The organism is Mycobacterium sp. E2479 (assembly GCF_001667925.1).
Taxonomy (GTDB): domain Bacteria; phylum Actinomycetota; class Actinomycetes; order Mycobacteriales; family Mycobacteriaceae; genus Mycobacterium.
Genome location: NZ_LZJR01000122.1, coordinates 1 through 14,647 on the forward strand (window position 1 = coordinate 1; position 14,647 = coordinate 14,647).

The 14,647-nt window shown below is 65.4% G+C and carries 15 protein-coding genes and 1 pseudogene; 6 read left to right on the forward strand and 10 right to left on the reverse strand.

Going from position 1 to position 14,647, the window contains the following annotated elements; translation table 11 throughout:
* Together A5686_RS18090 and A5686_RS28445 are read left to right on the forward strand one after the other, a co-directional pair.
* A pseudogene (locus A5686_RS18090) lies at positions 1 to 706 on the forward strand (S8 family serine peptidase); the annotation flags it as partial.
* A gap of 171 nt (positions 707 to 877) precedes the next feature.
* Positions 878 to 1,180: a hypothetical protein gene (locus A5686_RS28445; protein WP_067937163.1), complete on the forward strand. Its 303-nt coding sequence runs from the start codon at positions 878 to 880 to the stop codon at positions 1,178 to 1,180.
* Here A5686_RS28445 and eccD read toward each other — a convergent pair.
* The 8 genes from eccD to A5686_RS18135 form a co-directional block, all read right to left on the reverse strand.
* Positions 1,161 to 2,690, reverse strand: a complete 1,530-nt coding sequence (gene eccD / locus A5686_RS18100; RefSeq protein ID WP_082947694.1) for a type VII secretion integral membrane protein EccD — start codon at positions 2,688 to 2,690, stop codon at positions 1,161 to 1,163. The two genes, A5686_RS28445 and eccD, sit on opposite strands and share 20 nt — an antisense overlap.
* Complete coding sequence (locus A5686_RS18105) at positions 2,687 to 3,712, reverse strand: MinD/ParA family protein (RefSeq protein ID WP_156750131.1); 1,026 nt, start codon at positions 3,710 to 3,712, stop codon at positions 2,687 to 2,689. Before A5686_RS18105 ends, eccD begins: the two co-directional genes overlap by 4 nt.
* 160 nt (positions 3,713 to 3,872) lie before the next feature.
* On the reverse strand, positions 3,873 to 4,703 hold the full coding sequence (locus A5686_RS18110; RefSeq protein ID WP_067937167.1) for an ESX secretion-associated protein EspG: 831 nt from the start codon (positions 4,701 to 4,703) through the stop codon (positions 3,873 to 3,875).
* Between the two features lie 115 nt (positions 4,704 to 4,818).
* Entirely contained in the window at positions 4,819 to 5,106 is a 288-nt protein-coding gene (locus tag A5686_RS18115; protein WP_007771836.1) for a WXG100 family type VII secretion target, read from the reverse strand.
* Positions 5,107 to 5,157: 51 nt separating this feature from the next.
* A complete protein-coding gene (locus A5686_RS18120) occupies positions 5,158 to 5,472 on the reverse strand; it encodes a WXG100 family type VII secretion target (protein WP_067937169.1) in 315 nt (104 codons plus the stop codon).
* 97 nt (positions 5,473 to 5,569) lie between these two features.
* Positions 5,570 to 6,748 carry a PPE family protein gene (locus A5686_RS18125; protein ID WP_067937171.1) on the reverse strand — a complete coding sequence of 393 codons (1,179 nt, stop codon included), beginning with the start codon at positions 6,746 to 6,748 and terminating at the stop codon, positions 5,570 to 5,572.
* A 33-nt stretch (positions 6,749 to 6,781) separates the two neighbouring features.
* On the reverse strand, positions 6,782 to 7,093 hold the full coding sequence (locus A5686_RS18130; protein ID WP_067937261.1) for a PE domain-containing protein: 312 nt from the start codon (positions 7,091 to 7,093) through the stop codon (positions 6,782 to 6,784).
* 480 nt (positions 7,094 to 7,573) lie between these two features.
* Positions 7,574 to 8,902, reverse strand: a complete 1,329-nt coding sequence (locus A5686_RS18135) for a HAMP domain-containing sensor histidine kinase (protein WP_067937173.1) — start codon at positions 8,900 to 8,902, stop codon at positions 7,574 to 7,576.
* A 218-nt stretch (positions 8,903 to 9,120) separates the two neighbouring features.
* Between A5686_RS18135 and A5686_RS18140 the strand changes: the two genes are divergently transcribed.
* The 3 genes from A5686_RS18140 to A5686_RS18150 all read left to right on the forward strand — a co-directional run bounded on the left by A5686_RS18140 (position 9,121) and on the right by A5686_RS18150 (position 12,338).
* Complete coding sequence (locus tag A5686_RS18140) at positions 9,121 to 9,723, forward strand: TetR/AcrR family transcriptional regulator (RefSeq protein ID WP_067937175.1); 603 nt, start codon at positions 9,121 to 9,123, stop codon at positions 9,721 to 9,723.
* A 27-nt stretch (positions 9,724 to 9,750) separates the two neighbouring features.
* On the forward strand, positions 9,751 to 10,962 hold the full coding sequence (locus A5686_RS18145; protein ID WP_067937177.1) for an acyl-CoA dehydrogenase family protein: 1,212 nt from the start codon (positions 9,751 to 9,753) through the stop codon (positions 10,960 to 10,962).
* A 158-nt stretch (positions 10,963 to 11,120) separates the two neighbouring features.
* Entirely contained in the window at positions 11,121 to 12,338 is a 1,218-nt protein-coding gene (locus A5686_RS18150) for a GNAT family N-acetyltransferase (RefSeq protein WP_067937179.1), read from the forward strand.
* Between the two features lie 22 nt (positions 12,339 to 12,360).
* Here the strand turns inward: A5686_RS18150 and A5686_RS18155 are convergent, their stop codons facing one another.
* A complete protein-coding gene (locus A5686_RS18155; RefSeq protein WP_082947695.1) occupies positions 12,361 to 13,344 on the reverse strand; it encodes an alpha/beta fold hydrolase in 984 nt (327 codons plus the stop codon).
* A 102-nt stretch (positions 13,345 to 13,446) separates the two neighbouring features.
* On the opposite strand from A5686_RS18155, the gene A5686_RS18160 reads away from it, so the two are divergent.
* Entirely contained in the window at positions 13,447 to 14,076 is a 630-nt protein-coding gene (locus A5686_RS18160) for a DUF998 domain-containing protein (RefSeq protein WP_067937184.1), read from the forward strand.
* Positions 14,077 to 14,271: 195 nt separating this feature from the next.
* Here A5686_RS18160 and A5686_RS18165 read toward each other — a convergent pair whose 3' ends face one another.
* On the reverse strand, positions 14,272 to 14,553 hold the full coding sequence (locus A5686_RS18165) for a hypothetical protein (RefSeq protein ID WP_067937186.1): 282 nt from the start codon (positions 14,551 to 14,553) through the stop codon (positions 14,272 to 14,274).
* Positions 14,554 to 14,647: the final 94 nt, after the last annotated feature.

Below are 14,647 nucleotides of genomic sequence, written 5' to 3' on the forward strand. Positions count from 1 at the left end.
CATCGCGATCACGGCGACCTCGGTGAGCGCGCCGGAGGGGGTCAGCCGCGCGAACATCCGCTCCCCGCCGCCGCCACCACCGCCGCCGCCCCCGCCGCCGGAGGGCGGCGGCGCCACCGCCGCGTCGAACGGCCCCGCCGATCCACAAACCGAGGACGAACCCGCGGTACCGCCCCTTCCCCCGGGAGCACCCGACGGGGTGGTGGGGGTGGCGCCGCACGCGACCATCATCTCGATCCGGCAATCGTCACGCGCCTTCGAACCGGTCAATCCGCCGCCGGCAGACCCGTACTCCGACGAGAAGGTGAAGGCCGGAACGCTGAATTCGGTTGCGCGCGCGGTGGTTCACGCCGCGAACATGGGGGCCAAGGTGATCAACGTTTCGGTCACCGCCTGCCTGCCCGCCGCCTCCCCGGCCGATCAGCGAGCGTTGGGTGCGGCGCTGTGGTACGCGTCGACCACGAAGGATGCGGTGATCGTCGCGGCCGCAGGCAACGATGGGGAAGCCGGGTGTAACAACAATCCGATGTACGACCCACTTGACCCATCGGATCCCCGGGACTGGCATCAGGTCAAGATCGTCTCGGCGCCGTCGTGGTTTTCCGATTACGTCCTATCGGTGGGCGCGGTTGACGCCAGCGGGGGTGGTACCTCGACCGGTGGGGGCGGTGCGCCGGCGGCCGGCGGCGGACCGGCCGGCGGAGGAAATGCCGGCGTGGCGGGCATCGGCCGTGGCATCGGCAGAATCCCTTGTGGTGCAGCGCCGATGATCGAGCTGACGATCGTGCCGTGGGCGTCACAGTCCGACAGGCCGTCCTCGCCCATGATGTAATCGCCACCGGGTACCACCGGTAGCCGCGGGTTCGGCGACACTCCCGTGTCGATCACCGCCACGGGCACACCGTTACCGGTGCTGTATTGCCACGCCCTGCTGATGTTCAGCATGTTGATACCCGGGGCCATTTGCGCCACATCGGGGTTTCTCACGGTGATCGGGGTCGAGCAGCTGTTGGCGCGGCGCATCGGCTGGTCCGGCCTTGGCGGCCCATCCGGCGGAACCATCCCCGGATCCACCGAGGGTGGCGTAATGGCAAATGCGGCAGGGATATTGGCTGACATCGCGACCAGGGCGAAGGCGGCGGTCACCGCCGCGGCCCTTTTCAGTGGCGAATCCACGTGAAAAGCCCTCCCAAGGCCGCCGCGGCTGGTAGCAAGACGATGAACGCGAGCACCTCCACCCATTCCACCGTCAACCGGATGAATGGCCGAAACCTCATGGTCGGTACCAAAAGTGCTGCGGCCAAACCCAGTGCGGCGAACATCGTCACGGCCACCACCGGCCACATCAGCCCCGTCAGGGCGTCTTTCGGGGCGGCGACGGCGTATTTGACCACGCCCGCGCACACCGCGGCCGACGCCCCACACACGAGCGCGATCGCCTGATATTTGGCGGCGAATCCGCGCCCCTGGGTGAGGAAGATGCCCACGACGAGCCCGGCGACCACCAGCGCCAACCACGCCCACTGGCGGCCCGGTGTCAACACGCCCCATACCGCGGCGGGCAGCACTATCGACACCCCGACGCAAAGGCCCACCTGGACCGCATTGACCAGCCGTGCCGACGCGGCGATCGCGGCGCCGCGCGCCGTGATGTCGGTCAGTTCGTTGTCCTCGTCCTCGGATTCGTCCTCACTGACCGGAGCCACGGTATCGACGGGCATTCCCTCCCGCCGCGCGAACAGGTCCCGGCCGGTGATCGATCCGAAGTGCGGCGGTCTGACCCGCGCCACCCACAACGCGATCAGTGGGGCCATCCGGACCAGGACGAGCAGTCCGACCAGCACGCAGACCGCCAGCACCTGAGCCGAAGCCGGCCGGAACATGCGGACGGCGGCGACGACGGCCAGGATCCCGCACACGGTCACCACCGCGGTGACCACCGCTGTCTGCCAACGGTTTCGCGCGGTCACCCCGATGGCGATGGCGCCCAGGATCACCACGACGGCACCAATCAGTCCATGGGCGGCGCTCAGCATGCCCGGGGGCGCGCACGCGCCGGCGGTAGCCAACGACAACACCGCCAGCCATGCGAATCCACTGAACAGGTCCCGCCGGCCCCGCCAACCGCTTCGTACGACCAACGTGGCCATTAGCAGCAAGGCGCCCACGGCGCCCGCCACCGCAGCCGGCATCGGTCCGTCGGTGAAAGTCCGTGCCCGAAGCGCCAGGGCCACGGCCACACCGACGGCCATCGCGATCACGGCGACCGCGGTGTGCGCGGCGGTCAACGGGGTTACCGGCGCGAACATCCGATCCCCGCCGTCGCGACCCAGCCATTTACCCATGGCCGCCAACCCCGTTGACAGCGACTCGTATTGCGGTTCAAAGGATTCACCGTCGACGCGGGGCACCAGAACCAGGGTGTCGCCGTCCTGGACGCCCAGCTCGTCGAGGCTCTTATTGATGTCGAGCCGAACCCCGTTGATCTTGTGCAGTTCATAGCTGCCCGCGGGCAGTGCGATACCGTCGAAGCCTTTGCGCTTCAGGTCGGCATCGAACAGCTCCACCATTCCCTCGAAGAATCCCTCCATCGGGATCGCGGCCGGGAAAACCTGCGAACACAGATGCTTCTCGTAAGAAATATTGACCGCACAACGCGCCGGGAAGGCGACCTTATGCGGCGCTGTCACGGCATCGACCGCTCGGCGTCAGGAATATATTTGTCCGCCAGCCCCGCGGTGATTTCAAAGAGGCGCAGTCGCGACTTCTTTTTCAATTCGTGAACCGTATCGATGATGCCGCCTTTGGCGAGGTGGGGATCAAACGGCAGCACCTCGACGGTCGCCCCAACTTTGGTGAACCGCTCGGTCAAGTAGGCCAACGCGTCCTTATCGGTGATCTGGTCCGTGTGGTTCACAATCACGGTGCTGCGCGATACCAACTCGTGGTAACCCTGCGAACGCAGGTAGTCCACCGCGCGCAGCACCGGGCGTGACCGGTCCGCGGTGATACCGGAGACGAAAACGAGGGTGTCGGTGTTTTCCAATACCGGCTTCATCACCTCGTGTTCGAGGTCTGGAGAAGTGTCGACGATCATCACCGTGTGGGTGCGCCGCAGGCGCGACAGCACCCCGGAGAACATCGCAGGCACCAACGGCCTGGGTTGGTCGGAAGTCCGGTTGCCGGCCAGGACGTCAAGGCCGATGACGTTCTGTCCCAGATGTTCTCGAATATCCGCGTAACCCTGGACATCGGTGTCGTTGATGATTGCGGTGTAATCCCCGGGCGGGGACTCGTCGATGCGGTCGGCCAGTGTCCCGAAACCCGGGACGGCGTCGATCGCAATCACGTTCTGCGGCCGGCATTCCCGGAAGACACCCCCGAGGCAGGCGACAAGCGTCGTGACGCCCACCCCGCCCTTGCCGGAGACGACCGTAATGACGTATTGCCGTCGAATATGCCGCCGGATGCGATTTTGCAAATCCCGGTAGTGCCGCTCACGAGGAGATTCACCGGGATTTATTTTATGAAAGGATATGGAGTAGATGAATTTCCGCCAGCCGGACCCCGGTGGAATTTTTCGCGGCGCGGCCAGATCGGTAATACGCATAGTGTCGGATACCGAATCAGGGAAGTTGCTGGCCCTTGACGGTTCCCCCCGCCTGAGCGCGCCTTCGTCCGACATATTCGGGTCATTCCAGGGGCTCGTCACGACGCGATGCTAACACGGTCTTCGATACCGCGTTTACCCCGTTCAAATCCTTCCAAGTACGACAGACATTGCTATTCCAAGACTTTGGTTATCTAAGTGACTTTCGTCAGTTTGCTTGCGCTGCGCCCTTACGGTTGGCCGCCGATAGCAAAGCGCTGGATCACACGACTCGCCGATACGAGTGCCACTCCTCGCCGGCCGGCAATCGGCGGATGAGCCGTTGAATAGCGCCGCCGATGTCCGTGCGCGAGCCGGGCGAGAGTATCTGGTATTGGCGCTGCCCCGAGGTGACGCTTTCGATGCAGATCCGTCCCGCCGGGGTGTCGACGATGGATACCGTCGACTCGCCGACGGCTATTCGCGCCAGTTCGTCCGGCCCGACACCGGCCTGGAGCCCAACGATGTTCGCGTGCGCGGACCGTGCGGGGTCGGCGGCCGTCAGGACCAGCTGCAGCTGATCGGCGTCGAGGCGCTGTTCTAGCAGGAACGATCGCAGGCTGGCGGTGTCGCGGACTGAGTTCAGTAACTGCTCGGTATCCAATGTGACCGGCTTCAGCGGCGCCGCCTCGGCCACGCCGCACAGCCTCTCGATCTGTCCGACAAGCAGATCGCTGGCCGACGCTTCGTTGCCGGCCGTGCCGGCGGGATACAAGCGCACCACGTCACCGTGGCGCTCCAGCACCACCCACCACGTCGCGAAGCGGCAAATCGACGCACGCGTCGGCTCGCGACCCGGAACACCGATCATCACCAGCAGCGCGAGGTCTCGCCGCAACAGCACCGTCAGCCACTCACGAATCATCGGGTCGACGTGGCCAGCCTCATCGAGCGCCCCGGCGGCCACCAATTCGGCCGCCGCGGGGTGGTCCCTTGCGCGCTCCGGGGTGTCCAAACGCGGCAGCATCGGCCGCAGCCCCAATTCAGGACAGGTTTGCTCCACCCCGGTGACCGCTTGTAACACCCATAAGCCGTCGACCGTCGTGGTCAGCATGTGGCCTCGCCCTCGATGAGTGAGTCCGCCGACCGGTGGATGTCAGACGAAGGGTGGGGCACACACGCTCGGCGCATCTGCCCCACCTTCGCTCGTCCTCGTGTGGTCGAGCGGCTCAGAATAGACCGGCGATGTGCTGGTCGGTGCTCAGCGCGTTGTCCAGGACGTGGGATGTCGTCACCCCGTGCTGGCGGATGGTGTCGATGAGTCCCTGCAGCCCGGACAGCATCTGCGCCTGAGCCTCGAAGAAGCCCGATGCGCCGTGGCCGGCGAAAAATTCCTGCAGGGCATGCGTGCGGTTAGAGGTGTCGTCGAAAATCGACTGCAGCTGGCCCGCGCGGGAGGCGACGTCGGTGGCGAAGTCCGCGACGGCTCCCGGGTTATAGGTGATCGGGTCGGACATAGAGAATTTCCTTTCAGAAAACCATTAATGAAATTGCGAATGAGTAAGTGGTCAGGAGCCGTGGCCGCCGAATAGCGCGCTGAAAGCATGCGAAGAATCGGCCTCGTGGCCTTCCATCAAGGCCGCCGCCTTCGTCAGGCCCTCGGCCAGCCGCGTGCCGCCGGTCAAGACTTTGTTCAAGTCGTTTTGAATTTCGATGGCCGTCGCGTGCGACGCGGTCACCGCCGCACCGGACCAGGTGGACGGGTTCATCACGTTTTCCTGATTCGCAACGTATCCCTGGCCGATCCCGATCGCGTGCTCCATATTCGCGTGAATGGCGTTGGAAGCATCGCGAAGCATTTGCGGTGTTACTTTGATTGTCACGGAATTCTCCTTCTCCGGTAGGCCGCCCCCCGTGAGGGCATGACGCGAAGTGTATGGCGGCTAATTGGACCTGTCGATTCACCTTTCACCAGTCGGTTCACACTCGAGCGTCGACGACTCGTACGGTCGCCGGTTGGTCCGCCTTGTCGCGCGGGCCGCGGTCGCCGCCCGCCGCGTGCCCCACCGGCATGCCGCCCACCGGCGCCCCACCCGTCGTAGTGGTCTGCGGTCGCATGGCCTCGGCGCCTAATGCGCCGGCCGGCCGCAGCCCTACCGGCCGACCACTGGTGGCGGGCTCGAAGGCGCTGACCGGACGGGTGAAGGTGGTCGCGGGGACTCCCGCGCCACCCAGGGATGCGCCGCCACCGGCCCCGGCTTCCGCCGCGGAAAGTCCGGTGGCCGAGACCGCCGACACCGCCGGCGTCGCTCCTCCCATGCCCATGGCACCAGGATTGGCGAACATGCCCATCAGCGGCTGAATCATCTGCATCGGAGCCTGCATCGCTTGCATCGGAGCCTGCATCACCTGCGGGACCGCTCCCATTAGTTGCTGCGCCGGCTGCATCAACGTGCTGGCCTGATTCATGAAGTCCTGCCCACCCGAGGCTGCCTGGCCGGCACCCTGCGTCCCGGTCTGTGCGCCCTGCATGGCGGCGCGCATGCCGTCTCCCGCCCCTTGCTCCGCTGCCGATTCGCCAATTGCCGCTGCCGCTTGCGCGGGCGCGGCCGGTGACGCACCCATGGTTGCGATGGGCGGAGGGATGGTGAGACTTTGCGACAAGGCCGTCAGAATCGTTCCGTAGCTGGCCCCCACTGCGGAGTTGTTTGGCCACATCGACCCGAAGTATTCAAGCTCCAGCGACGTGATGCGTGGGGTTAGTGCGCCGAGAACCAGTGGATTGATGCCGTAATCGGTGGCGGTCTCGGTGCGGTTCTCGATGCATTCGGGAGCGGGACGCATAGAGCCGTACGCCATTTGATACGCCGAGACCGCGGTCGACACCACTGCCGGTTTGACGTCGACCCAGCCGGCCAGCCCATGCAGTGACGCGTTCAGCGCAGTTGCGTTCGCCGCGGAGGCCAACGAACCCGAGCCCGTCCAACTCGCCGACGTCGCGACGGTGTTGATCGTTGACGCGATGCTGGAGCCGTGATGGGTGGCAGCCAGGGCGGTCCAGGCGGCCTGGTTCGCCAGGTGAGTGATGACGCCGGCCCCCGCCTTGAGCAGCATGTCGTTTTCCTCAGGCGTACGCGCAGCCCATCCCGGATCGGCCATGCGTACTTTCCCCCTCTTTTACGTCGCCGGGCCTTAAGCCCCGATTGCCATCGTCAAGCTGCGCATGAGCTCCGTGACGACGTACGTGCTCGAGGCGATGCTTTGCGCGCCTGCGAACAAGCCGCGCTGGGCGGCGTGCTCAGACACTACGCCCAGGTAGCTGCCGCCGCAGGCGTTGAGTGCCGCTGCGAACATGGCAGAGTCGGGGTCGCCGCCCATCGGCAGCACTCCCAGCAGGACAGGCGCGGCAGCCGAAGCCGCTGCCTCGGTCTCGGCGCTGATCGCCGACTCGGCGCCGGCCGACGCCAGCACCGCCTCTGACTGCACCGAGGTGACAGGACCCATCATTTCCCTCCGAACGCTCAACCCAGCCGTGCTGGGGGCTTAGTGTAATGGGATTTCGTTGATCTTGTATTCACTCCGTTTTGGCCGGGCTCAGGGCGCGGAAATTTTGTTTCCCGACTCCGGTCTCCAGCGTGAAAGCATTGGATTAACAAGAGAAGTCGTGTAGACCTCAGAGGCAACTCAAGACTCGGTAGTCACAAATACACCTCCGTCGCCCTTGCGCGATCGCGTTATACGCGTTTAGTGAGTCGTTGCGTGACGGCGTTTGGTCGCGCGTTTGCTACCGAAAGTCGATGGTAATTGGCGAAATGGCCGAAGCGATGACCGGGTCGCCGATTCGGCGACCCGGTCATCGCGGTCATGCACTCGGCATCAGCGCCGCTCATTAATGCCCGGCTAGAAGAACGGGTAAGTGCCCGGCTTGTTTTCGCACGCCCACGAGAAACTCGCCTTTGGCAACGGAAGAGAACTAGCCCCCTGCTACGCCGGACCACGCCCATCGCCGGCCAGCCGCAACAGCAACCGGGTGCCACCCAGCGGACTGCTCCGCAATGCCGCTGTGCCGCCATGCAATTCGGCCTGTTGGGCGACCAGCGCCAAGCCCAGCCCGGAGCCCGACCGTGAGGCCGTCGAGCCCCGGGCGAACCGTTCGAAGACGGTGGCGCGTTCGGATTCCGGGACCCCGGTGCCGTCGTCGTCGATCGTGATCTCTACACCCTCACCTGAACTGCCAACGGCCAGCAGGATTTTGCGGGCATTGCCGTGTTTGACGGCATTGGCGATCGCGTTGTCGATCACCAGCCGCAGCCCCGTGGGCAATCCGATCATCAGCACGGTCGGCGAGGGCACCAGCGACACGTCCACATCGGGATAGATGCGCAGCGCGTCATGCGCGGCACGGTCCAAGAGTTCGGTGATGTCGAACGGGACGAAATCGTCGACGGTCGTCAGCTCACCCTGGGCCAGCCGTTCGAGCGCGGTCAGCGTCGCCTCGATGCGGCTCTGGGTGCGAATGACGTCGCCGATGACCTCGTGGCGCTGCTCGAGCGGCAGATCCAGGGTGGACAGCACCTCCAGGTTGGTGCGCATCGCGGTCAACGGGGTGCGCAGCTCGTGGGAGGCGACCGCCGCAAAGTCGCGGGCCGACTCGAGCGCGGCCCTGGTGCGCTGCTGCTCCTTGCCTATGCGGGCCAGCATTCCCTCCACCGCTTCTGCGATCTCCACGGCCTCGCGCACGCCGCGAACCTGGACCTCGTCGGGGCTCGACTGGGCGTTGATGGCCCGGGCCTGCTGGGCCAGCAGCAGGAACGGATTGACCATGATCAACGAGATCACCCAGCCCACGACGACGGTGCCGCCGATCACGCTTGCACAGATCAGCAGCACCCGCAGGTGCAGTTCATTGATCCGATGCTGAGCTTCGGCCAACGGAGCGGCCAGCGCGATCGAGGCGGGCCCCGCGGTGAAGGTGCGGACGCGGTACTGCACGCCGTTGATGGTGGTGTTGGCGTAGCCATCGGGAAGCCGGGGCAACACGATGCTGGTGGGCACCGACACGGTCACCCCGCCGATGCGGGCCGTGCGCACCAGGTTGCCATCCGGAGCGGGGCGGTCCGGATTGGTGTGCTCCGCGTTGTTGAGCAGGCTGCTGATGTCGCCCAGGCTGCTGACCGAATCGAGACGCCGATCGAGCTGGCTGTACTGATCGTTGGTCACACCCACCCATACCCAGGTGCCCAGCAGTACAACGAGGGTCATCACCGATATGGCGGCGACGATGACGATGGTGCGCAGCGACAGCACCCGCATGGGCAGCTGTACGCGCGGTAGGACGCGGATGTCAGGCTCCTTCAGTGGGTGCTGATCCTATGTCAACCAACCTGAGTACAACCCTCACAGCAGTACCGGTCCGGCAGGCGCAGTGGCGTTTCGCAAGAATCTAACGCTAACGGCATCGCCGTCTCCTCCCTCACGTGCCAAAACCGACCGATTTTGCCCCAGCGTTGGTGAGTGAGTACTCTCTCACCATGCTCGTCTCAGGACGTGACCGGTTGCTCTCGACCGCACTGCGGCTCTTTGCCGAGAAGGGCTACGCGGCGACGTCGGTGGCCGACATTCAGCGCGAATCGGGCCTGGCGCCCGGCTCGGGCGCGCTCTACAAGCACTTCGGCTCCAAGCGCGAGCTTCTCGAAGCGGCGGTTGCGCACCGGATCGACAGCATCGTGGCCGCGAGAGAGGAATACGACGCCGGGCAACCGGGCAGCGTTGAGCGGGCCGTGCGCACCGCCGGCCAGTTGATCTGGAACAACCTCAAACAGAGCGAGGATCTGCTCAAGGTCATGCTGCGTGAACCCGACGAGCTCGGTGATCTCGACGAAAAGACGTGGCAGGTGATCACCGACAACGCCTATCAACGCTTCGCGGACGAGCTGGCGGCATTGAATCGGTCCGGCCGCACCAGCATCCCCGATCCCGAAGCGGCCGCGGCCGTCGCGATCGGGTCGCTGTCGTATGCCGCGACGCTGCAAGCGCTGACCGGTCGCCTGCCCGGCAACACCGATGAAGGACGGTACTTCCAGGCGTGGGTCAACCAAACCGTCAGCGTCCTCAACCAATACAGAAACCGCTAACCGGCAATCTATTTCAGGAGCACAGCTGTGACATTTTCACTGCAACTCAGCGACGACGTGATCGAGGTGCGCGATTGGGTGCACAAGTTCGCCGCCGACATCATCCGTCCGGCCGCGGCCGAATGGGACGAGCGCGAGGAAACCCCGTGGCCGGTGATCCAAGAGGCCGCAAAGGTCGGCCTGTATTCCCCAGACTTCTTCGCGCAGCAGGCTGCCGAGCCCACCGGGCTGGGGATGCTGACCGCGTTCGAGGAGATGTTCTGGGGTGACGCCGGCATCGCGCTGTCCATCATGGGCACCGGCCTGGCCGCAGCGGCGTTGGCGGGCAACGGGACTCCCGACCAACTGGGGCGCTGGCTACCCGAGATGTTCGGTACGTCCGACGAGCCCAAGCTCGGTGCCTTCTGCTCGTCCGAGCCCGACGCGGGTTCTGACGTAGGCGGCATCCGCACTCGGGCGCGCTTCGACGAGGCGACCAATGAGTGGGTGCTCAACGGCACCAAGACCTGGGCCACCAACGGCGGCATCGCCAACGTGCACATCGTGGTCGCCTCAGTCCATCCTGAACTCGGCACCCGCGGCCAAGCCAGCTTCGTCATCGGGCCGGACACCAAAGGTCTGGCGCAGGGTCAGAAGTTCAAGAAGCACGGCATCCGTGCGTCGCACACCGCAGAGGTGGTGCTCGACAACGTCCGCCTGCCCGAGGACGCCATCCTCGGCGGCCGGGAGAAGTTCGAGGCGCGGATCGCCCGAGTCAAGTCCGGTGCCTCCTCGGGCGGTCAGGCGGCCATGAAGACCTTCGAGCGTACTCGGCCCACGGTCGGGGCGATGGCCGTCGGCGTGGCGCGGGCCGCCTACGAGTACGCTCTCGACTATGCCTGCCAGCGTGAGCAATTCGGCCGCAAGATCGGCGAATTCCAGGCGGTGGCGTTCAAGCTGGCGGACATGAAGAGCCGCATCGATGCGGCCCGCCTGCTGGTGTGGCGGGCCGGCTGGATGGCGCGCAACAACCAGAACTTCGACTCGGCGGAGGGCTCGATGGCCAAGCTGGTCGCGAGCGAGGCCGCGGTCTATGTCACAGACGAGGCCATCCAGATCTTGGGCGGCAACGGCTATACCCGCGACTACCCCGTGGAGCGCATGCACCGCGACGCAAAGATTTTCACGATCTTCGAGGGCACCAGCGAGATTCAGCGGTTGGTGATTTCGCGGGCGGTGACCGGCCTGCCCATCCGTTAGTACGCGCAATTCGACTGCGTCCAAGAGCTTCTGCGACGACTCGGAGTCGTCGTCGGTGGCTGCAGCGTGGCGTCGTGCCGGGCGATCGCGGTCGATCTTCGCCCCGTTGATCACACCGATCTAGTGACCCCACGCGCCGGGCACGACATGATGGGCGGATGACCACCGAGATCCGGGCCCTGGACACCGACGACGATCTCGTCGGCGCAGCTCAATTGTTTCGCACCGCGATGGTGGGTCTGCCGCCCATGCAGAAGCTGCCGCCCGGCCAGATCACGAAGCTGTTCGAGCCCGGACGCACCCTCGGCGCGTTCATCGATGGACAACTTGTCGGCACCGCGGATGCCGTGACGAGCACTTTGACACTTCCCGGCGGAGCGACCGTCGGCCACGCCGCCGTGACCCACATCGCAGTGTTGCCATCGTTCACCCGACGTGGCTACGCCACCGAATTGATCCAGCACCAGCTTCACGACATCGCGGAGCGTGGTGAGGTCGTCGCGTCGCTGCGCGCGTCGGAGGCCACCATCTATGGGCGGTACGGCTACGGGGTAGCGAGTTGCGCCCAAACCGTGGAGGTTACGAGCGCGCGGGCAACGTTTCGCCCGCAGGTCGGCCTGGGTGGTCCGGTGCGGTTGCTGGGTGCCGCCGAAGTATGGGAGATTTTGCCCCGGGTTTATGACGCCAATCGTCCGCCGCGTCCCGGAACGATCGACCGCCCCGGGGTGTGGTGGGAGAGCGCACGGCGCCGCGCCGAATCATGTTCGGGGGCTTGGTATGTCGCTGTACACGGCCACCCGGGGGCCGAGTCGGGTTTCGCCCGCTACCACCCGATCGGCACCGAGGATTGGTTTGTCAGCGACCAGCGCACCATCGTGGTCGAGGATTTCTTCGCGCCGAGCGCGGACGCATATTTCGGATTGCTGCGTTTCCTGCTCGACCTGGATCTTGTTCACCGCGTGACGTTTTGGATGCGACCCATCGACGACCCGCTACCCTGGCTGTTCGTCGATCGCCGCGCGGCGAAGGTCACCGCGGTGTACGACGAAACGTGGCTGCGTGTCATCGACGCGGAACGTGCCCTGGCGGCGCGATCCTACCGCGGCGGCGGAGCGGTGACGATCGCGGTGAACGACCCACTGCTGCCACGGAATTCAACGAGCTTTACGATCACCGGGGCCGGCGCCGAACCGACAACCCACCGCGCCGACGTCCGTGTCGGGATCGAGGGTCTTGGCGCGGCGCTGCTGGGCGGCACGAGCTGGCGCAGTCTTGCCGCAGCCGGACTGGCCCGGGCTGACGATCCAGCGGTGCTGGCTGCGGCCGATGAACTGTTCGCGGTCCCCGAAGCACCACATGCCGGAACGTTCTTTTAACCGAAGCACGGTGCCCGGCGGATCAGCGGTTCGATTCCGACCTTTGCATCGCCAGACGCACACCCGCCGCGACCAAGTCGGGCTGGTGGACCTGAATGAAGTGGTCGCTGCCGGTCGCGATCATGTGCGGTGTCTGCGGCCGCAGCGCAATCAGATCCGCAGAGGCCTCTCGCCACGCCTGCTCGAGTCGCTCGCCCTGCTCGGGCGAGACGCTGCCAGGGATCGCAAACGGTTCGGTCCTGGTCAGCACGACGGTGGGGATGGGCGGAAAAGCGGGGGCCGCGCCAACCTGGGCGACGCTCTTGTCGATGTCGATTTTCTCAAACGACGGCGAATTCGCGAACTGGGGCAACGGCTGGTCCAACGCGAGGCGATAGGCCGGCCAGTCCGGTCCCATCAGGCCCGGTATCTCGACCGGAAAGGCATCGACGAACGCCAGTGCCCGCACCTGGTCGGGATAAGTCTGGGCATACAGCCGGATGAACAGTCCGCCCAGCGAGTGCCCGACCAATACGTACGGACCCGGCAGATGGGCGGCGGCGAGCAGCGCATGCAGATCCTGCACCACGTCTTGCGCGCTCCGCGGCATCTCGACCGGCGAACTGCGGTCGGTAATGCTGGGTGGATCGGGATAGCGCAAAGTGCCGGGCCGGTCGTACGCGCATACGCGGTGATCCGCCGCGAGAGACGGCAGTACGGCCGGTCCCGTTGCAGGCGCAGCGGCGTCGGACTGGCTCCACGGATCCGACGAGTTGTGATATCCCGACTCTAAAATGACTGTGGGACTGCCCCTTCCGTAGCACTCCAGATACAGGTGCCGGCCGTTGCCGATGTCGATCGGGCCGGCGAACTCGCCGCCCGCCGCCGGTGCGCCAGCATTGTGCGTCGCTCCGCCGCAGCCCACGAGCGCGACGAACAGTGCGGCACTCAACAGGCATCGGCGGGCACCCGCAGCGGCGCGCGACGGATACGTCACGACTTCTAAGATCTCCCGCACTGCACGCATCGCGTTATTGTGCGGGTAAGCGGGCCCCACGTGAAAGCGTGGCGGCAAAGACGGGCACCGAGTGGTCCCTCGTCCGGCCCCGCCAGGGAGGAGCGGCCCGAGTTGGCCAGCACACGTGGAGCAGCCCTCTGGGTCGTGGCGGCCGTTGGTTACCTTGTCCTCGAGGCCGTCGCCGCCGCGGGCTTCGAGCCCACCTATAGCTATGCACGCGACTACATCAGCGATCTCGGCCTACCCAGCGGCAGGCCGGTTCGCGGACGGACGGTTTACCCAGCGCGGGCCTACTTGATGCATGCGGCGTTCTACCTGCAGGGCAGTCTGTTCCTGCTCGGAGCATCTCTGATCGTGGGTGTGCCCGACAACCGAAGGGCGCGGGTGTTTTTGGGTACCGTCGCCGCGAATGCGGTAGGCAACGTCGTGATCGGGACGGTGCACAGCGGCGCGGTGCACATCGAGGGCGCTGTGCTCGCGATCGTCGGCGGCAACGCCGCCATCGTGACCGGACCCAATGCCATCGGCGCACTCGCCGATCGGCGTTGGTATCGCTTGGCTTCCAAAGCGCTCGCGACGCTCGGCTTTTCTTCTCTTGCGATGCTGATGATGAATTCGGCGACGGCAAAAACGGCCCTGCTGCCTGACGGCGCATGGGAACGCGGAAGTGTGTACTCGATCACCACCTGGCAATTGCTCACCGCCGCTTGCCTGCTGACGCGAACTACTCGCGCCGCCTAGGACATTGCCGCAGGGGCTGAAGGCTCCAGGTGGTCGTGCCCGAATACCGCGTCCAATCCGCGTGAGCTCGGGCCGACTGCCGATCCGCGCACGGTCGCGCCGTCGCGGCCACGTCAACCCCGGTCGTCACGAATTTCCGCTGAACAGTTCGTGATTGCGTGTAGCCGGCTGCCGATCGGAAACCGCCGGCAGGCGTCAGCCGTGCGGTGCCTCGGAGATCTTGGTGTCGGGCTTGCCGAGCGTCTGGCAATACGTCATCGCCGAGAGCCGCGTTGCGGAGATCTCCACATTGCTCGGATCGGTTCCGTTCTTGTCTTTGAGCATCTTGCTGACTTCGTCGTTCTGCTTCTTCTCGTCCTGAGTGGTGAAATCTTTGCACTTCGTGTCGCCGCCGGTGTTGATGACCTGTGAGGCCGAACACGCGCTGGACAGCAAGACGGAGATCGCGATCGTGGCTGCCGCAATGTACTTCATCATTTGCCTTCCTGGGTGCGAGTAGTGGTATCAGTACACCAAATCGCCTGATTTCAAACCCCGCAGGGGACTCCGGACCGGTGATCGCCGCGTTTGC

Bases quoted from the DNA above. Each gene is read 5' to 3' on its own strand.
- A5686_RS18110 (WP_067937167.1), bottom strand. From the start codon at position 4,703: ATGCTGACCACGACGGTCGACGGCTTATGGGTGTTACAAGCGGTCACC.
- A5686_RS18135 (WP_067937173.1), bottom strand. From the start codon at position 8,902: ATGCGGGTGCTGTCGCTGCGCACCATCGTCATCGTCGCCGCCATATCG.
- A5686_RS18125 (WP_067937171.1), bottom strand. From the start codon at position 6,748: ATGGCCGATCCGGGATGGGCTGCGCGTACGCCTGAGGAAAACGACATG.
- A5686_RS18165 (WP_067937186.1), bottom strand. From the start codon at position 14,553: ATGATGAAGTACATTGCGGCAGCCACGATCGCGATCTCCGTCTTGCTG.
- A5686_RS18115 (WP_007771836.1), bottom strand. From the start codon at position 5,106: ATGTCCGACCCGATCACCTATAACCCGGGAGCCGTCGCGGACTTCGCC.
- A5686_RS18155 (WP_082947695.1), bottom strand. From the start codon at position 13,344: ATGCGTGCAGTGCGGGAGATCTTAGAAGTCGTGACGTATCCGTCGCGC.
- A5686_RS18130 (WP_067937261.1), bottom strand. From the start codon at position 7,093: ATGGGTCCTGTCACCTCGGTGCAGTCAGAGGCGGTGCTGGCGTCGGCC.
- A5686_RS18150 (WP_067937179.1), top strand. From the start codon at position 11,121: ATGACCACCGAGATCCGGGCCCTGGACACCGACGACGATCTCGTCGGC.
- A5686_RS18140 (WP_067937175.1), top strand. From the start codon at position 9,121: ATGCTCGTCTCAGGACGTGACCGGTTGCTCTCGACCGCACTGCGGCTC.